General features: G+C 47.4%; 3 protein-coding genes. All 3 read right to left on the bottom strand.

Going from position 1 to position 4,699, the window contains the following annotated elements; genetic code table 11:
• A partial coding sequence (locus tag J0895_RS07225) for a HAMP domain-containing methyl-accepting chemotaxis protein (RefSeq protein ID WP_207087434.1) occupies nt 1-1,366 on the bottom strand: 1,366 nt, incomplete at its 3' end.
• Nucleotides 1,367-1,957: 591 nt separating this feature from the next.
• On the bottom strand, nt 1,958-3,283 hold the full coding sequence (locus J0895_RS07220; RefSeq protein ID WP_207087433.1) for a methyl-accepting chemotaxis protein: 1,326 nt from the start codon (nt 3,281-3,283) through the stop codon (nt 1,958-1,960).
• Nucleotides 3,284-3,534: 251 nt separating this feature from the next.
• Complete coding sequence (locus J0895_RS07215; protein ID WP_207087432.1) at nt 3,535-4,593, bottom strand: chemotaxis protein CheW; 1,059 nt, start codon at nt 4,591-4,593, stop codon at nt 3,535-3,537.
• Nucleotides 4,594-4,699: the final 106 nt, after the last annotated feature.

Here is a 4,699-nt window from a genome sequence, read left to right as displayed (position 1 = left end):
GGGAAGCGCCTTGATTCAGTTCGTTCATAGCACAGAGAACTTGTTGGATAGCATTGGCTTGTTCTTTGCTATTGAGAGAGATTTCGGAGACATTGATGGACACTTGATTAATGGCATTTCGCACCCCTTCAAAGGTTGCTGTAGTTTCCCCAACGATGCGGATCCCTTCGGCAACGCTTTCGGAACTCTCGCCACTGGCGAGGACGGTAGATTTGAGGGATTGTTCAATGTCGGTCACGAGGAGATTAATTTTTTCGGCAGATCGATGACTTTGATCGGCTAATTTGCGAATCTCCGTGGCAACGACCCCAAATCCTTTGCCTTGTTCTCCGGCGCGGACTGCTTCTACGGCAGCATTGAGAGCGAGGACACGGGTTTGAGTGGCTAAATTGCTAACGATCGCGGCGATCGCACCAATTTGATTGGCGCGTTCGCTCAGTTCGTCCACTCGCGATCGCATCAATCCCACGGTTTGACTGAGTTTAGCCATTTCCTCTAGGGTGCGATCGACCGCTTGAGTCCCGGATCCGGTGAGGGTAAGGGCTTGTTCGGCCCCAGTTGCCGATGCGATCGCTTGATGGGCCGCTTGAGCCGCAGAACGATTTAATTGTTCCATTGCAACACTGGTTTGATGCACAGAGCCCGCTTGCTGCTGGGCAATCTGTTCCTGTTCCGTAGTCGCGCTGGCAATCTGACTAGAGGTGCTCGCCAGAGTATTGATAATATCCGTTAGGGTAGCGGCGATCGCCCCTCGGATAATCACAAAACCTAGGGGTGAACCCACCAATAAAGCCAGGGACAACAAGGGAATAAAAATAATTTGCGTGCGTTGGTACACCGTTGCTGCTTTTTCCCGTTCTTGTTTGGCAATTTCCAACTGTAAATTAATTAAATCATTGATTTTCTCCGTGAGCGGGTCAATCACCTCATAGAGATAGCCATTAAATTCGCTAACAACAGCCCGGTTCCCAGTCTGCAAAGCCAGTTCGAGACGAGCAATCTCGCGATCGGCACGAATGAACAATTGCTCTGCTTCCCGAATGAGTCTGACCTCCTCGGGGGTGAGTTGAGTCCCTTTATAAGCCTGCCAGTTCACTTCTATCCGGTCAAGAGCGGTTCTGACCGATTGCAACGCCTGTTCCATCGTCCACAAATCCTGATCAGCCTTATTCACCGCATCAACCACAGAGATTCCGTAATCATCAGAAATTACCTTTAACTGCTGTAAGGGCACGACGCGATCATCATAAATGGTTTCGACCTGTCGGTCGATATTGGCAAACGAAATTAGGGAATAAATCCCTAACCCAGCCAAACACAGGGTAGGAATCGCGAATCCTATATAAAGCTTTCGCCCTAACCTCATATTTTTATTCCTCAAATAGGGTGATGCGCTGAGGCACTCTTGAATCGGCCCTCAGCAAAGGTTCACCTGATAATTCTGGTTTTACCTTACCCTGAACTCGATTGTTTTGGATCGATCCAGTGTATCTAGTGATACCTAGAGTCTATAGCTTTTCCTTTATCAGTTGTGGAATAAGACCTCTCCCCCGACCCCTCTCCTACAAGCAGAGGGGAGCAGCATTCGCCATAAATCATTTAGGGTTGCTATAGTGATACCTAAAGTCTAGTCTTTCCCGTTTCGATGCTGGAGACTTTTAAAGATTTCTGGGATAGTTAGCTCCTTCTATAGGCGCTTAGTCCAGGTGGAAACTGCGTCGATAGCGCAGGGGTTTAAAGAAACAACCCACAGGCTGTTTGGGTGCGGATAAAACAGGCACACAGTTCGGCTCTGGGAAAACCGAGAAAACCGAGTTTTAAAAAGAATGCGATCGCCACCCATTCCAGTCAGCATCAAGAGACACCCCGATTCATGACTAAGAACTAGCCATCACGACTGACATCGAGGGGGTGAACGGGAAGAACCGAGTAGAAATACTCTCTACCCAGACCCGGATTATAACATTTCAAACAACTGATGAGCATCTTGGTTGAGTTGTTGAAGACGGATTTTAGTTTCGCTTAAAGTCTGAGCCGTTTCTCGGGCGGTTTGATAAGGAGAGTCCAGAGCATCGAACACTTGTTGAATCACCGTAGCTTGCTGCTGACTTGCCTTGGAAATGGCTTGAGTGTGAGTTCCCAGTTCACCGATCGCACTCCAAATCGGTTCCACATTTTGCTCCGGTTCTTCCAGTTCCATCACAACAGAATAGGGTTCGATTTCGAGCTGTGTGACCAGGGTATTGACTTGCTTGGCTGATTTTTGGGTTTCCGTAGCTAAGGTTCGCATTTTAGTCGCTACCGCATCGAGGCAGTGACATTCCAATCCGGGTCGCTGGGACTCAACCCCGGCATGAAGCGCTAAAAGATTGGTTTGAGAGGCTAAATCGGTCACCCGATGCGTGAGTCCATAGATTTTGGCCAGATGCGCTTTCAAAGAGAGCATTTTATCTTCTATCTGGGCGACTTGAACCTGGGTGGATTTGGCCTCCTGAACGTGAAGACTAGCGGATTGAGTTAAGCTTTCCAAGACGGCGCTTGTTTGACTCAAGTCCTCAGCTTGGCGAGTCAAGAGGGTTTCACTGACTAAGATATTATGGGTGATTTCCTTAGCGCTAGATTGGAGGGACAGCAGGGGATGGGCGATCGCCTCGACGATTCGATAAGTCCAGGCGGTAGAAATCGTTAGAGTGAATAAAACTAAAACCACACTCCCCACCCACACCCACTCATTTAATGCTGCGATCGCCATAAAAGTCGCTTCGACCTTCCCCTCTTGAAGCTGGTTTTGAACCGCCATAAAATCATCCAAAGCTTGAGTGATTTCCAGGGAAAGATTGCGACTTTCTGCTGCTGCAAAAGCCCGAATTGCTTGGTCTCTTCTTTGAGTTTGTGTTAAAGTCATCAAATATCGATTCAAGCTATCGATTTGATTCCCTAATTCTTTAATTTTATCTAAACGTATTTGCAAATCGGGGTGTTCAATCTGCCGTTCGAGGGATTCAAGCGAGTCTTCAAATAATTGAGCTTTTTTTTCGTATTCAACTAAAAAATCAACTTCAGGATTGACTAAAAAGCTGGCACTATAACGCTGCATCTGGGACAGGCCAGAAACCATCCGTTCCGAGTTATCCAGGATTTGTTGTCCTGCGGCATCGGTGTCCAGTTTTTGTTGGAGGGTCTGGGTCTGGCAGGAAATCACTGTGGCAAAGCCAAGGGACAGCAATAACGGCACTGAATATCCCAGTAAAATACGGGTTTTTAGTTTTAAGGGGTTGAACATAGGTCCGTCGGTGCAACCAACAAAACATCTTGCTCACCATTCATTCATTAAACCCGAGAATCCAGAATTCAGAAGGAAGAATATTCGATTAAAATTCGCAACACAGAGGGATTTCTTGAAACTAATTTTTTGAGCATGGGGCCTCGTGTCCCCGGATCAGTTTTGCACTCAGGGAGGGTTCTGCCGCTGAGTCTCCCCCAAGAGTTCTCATGTCTAAGGGAGGCCGGGAGTCACCCCGACTCCAGGAAGAATTAGGGTTCTTCGTTGACCTCTAATTCTCCCTGGGTGAGAATTTTAGGCAGATCGAGCAAGCTCATCATTTTCTCCCGATAAGGTGCTGTACCGCGCAGATATTCATCATTAGCGGAGTGAATGGCGGCAGGGACTGGGGCAATTTTGGATGGGTGCAGATACATAACGTCGCAGACTTCCTGGATGGCAATCCCGGCAACGAGTTCATCGATATGAACAACCATGACCTTACTGCCGCCAATGGCACGGGTGATGGGGAGGTTTAAGGTTTCGCGAATATCGATTAAGGTGACGATTTCACCCCGGAGGTTCATGTTGCCGATGATCCGACTGGGACAGCAGGGGATCGGGGTGATCTCTCGAATGTCGGTAAATTCCCGCACGACATTCAGATCGAGACCGAAATATTCATCGTTTAACCCAATCACGGCGATCGGCATCAATCCGGTAAAATCTTCACCCTCGCTGAGTTTCATTAAATTGTCGGCCCGCTCTTGAAAGAGTGCCATTTCTTCGGGAGTGGCATGGGGACAGAATCGGCGGGTTTTCTGAACGGAGGTGGGGGTATCGGGTATCTCTGTACCGTTGAGTTCAAAGGGTGGGGTTTCTGAAGAATCGGAGTATTGAATTAATTGTTCGGGGTTGACCAGCATCACCAATTCTCCGAGGTTTTTGGCGACCCCGGTGATGTAATGGTGAGAGGGATTGCCGTTCTGTCGTCCGTAGGTAATTTGGGGGGCGATCGCCTCCAAGGGAATGTCTTGGACTTCATGAACTTGGTTGACAATCAGCCCTACTTTGACGGTTTGCCACTCAATGACGATGATACTATCTGTAATCTGGTAATCGAGCGATCGCTGAAAGAACCGTAAGTTTAAATCCATCACGGGTAAAATTTCTCCCCGCAGATTTACCACCCCCACAATGTCCCGAGGTGCTTCATCAATAGGAGTTAATGTCGGTAAGAAAAATATTTCTTGCACAGCATTGGTTGTCACCCCATACCGTGACCCATTTAAACTAAATATTAAATAAGACTGATGTTCGCTCACGTTCATATTTTTCCGATTTATTCCTGATTTTTAAGGGTTTTTATCAGATATTCTTTTAATTCACTTGAAGTCATCTTTTCTGCATATTCCAAAGAATAATCTTTAGGCAATG

It is taken from the genome of Phormidium pseudopriestleyi FRX01 (assembly GCF_017313335.1).
In the GTDB taxonomy this organism is placed as follows: domain Bacteria; phylum Cyanobacteriota; class Cyanobacteriia; order Cyanobacteriales; family Laspinemataceae; genus Laspinema; species Laspinema pseudopriestleyi.
The sequence above is the reverse complement of the archived record's forward strand: the minus strand, read 5'-3'. Positions and strand labels throughout refer to the sequence as shown.

Bases quoted from the DNA above. Each gene is read 5' to 3' on its own strand.
- J0895_RS07220 (WP_207087433.1), bottom strand. From the start codon at position 3,283: ATGTTCAACCCCTTAAAACTAAAAACCCGTATTTTACTGGGATATTCA.
- J0895_RS07215 (WP_207087432.1), bottom strand. From the start codon at position 4,593: ATGAACGTGAGCGAACATCAGTCTTATTTAATATTTAGTTTAAATGGG.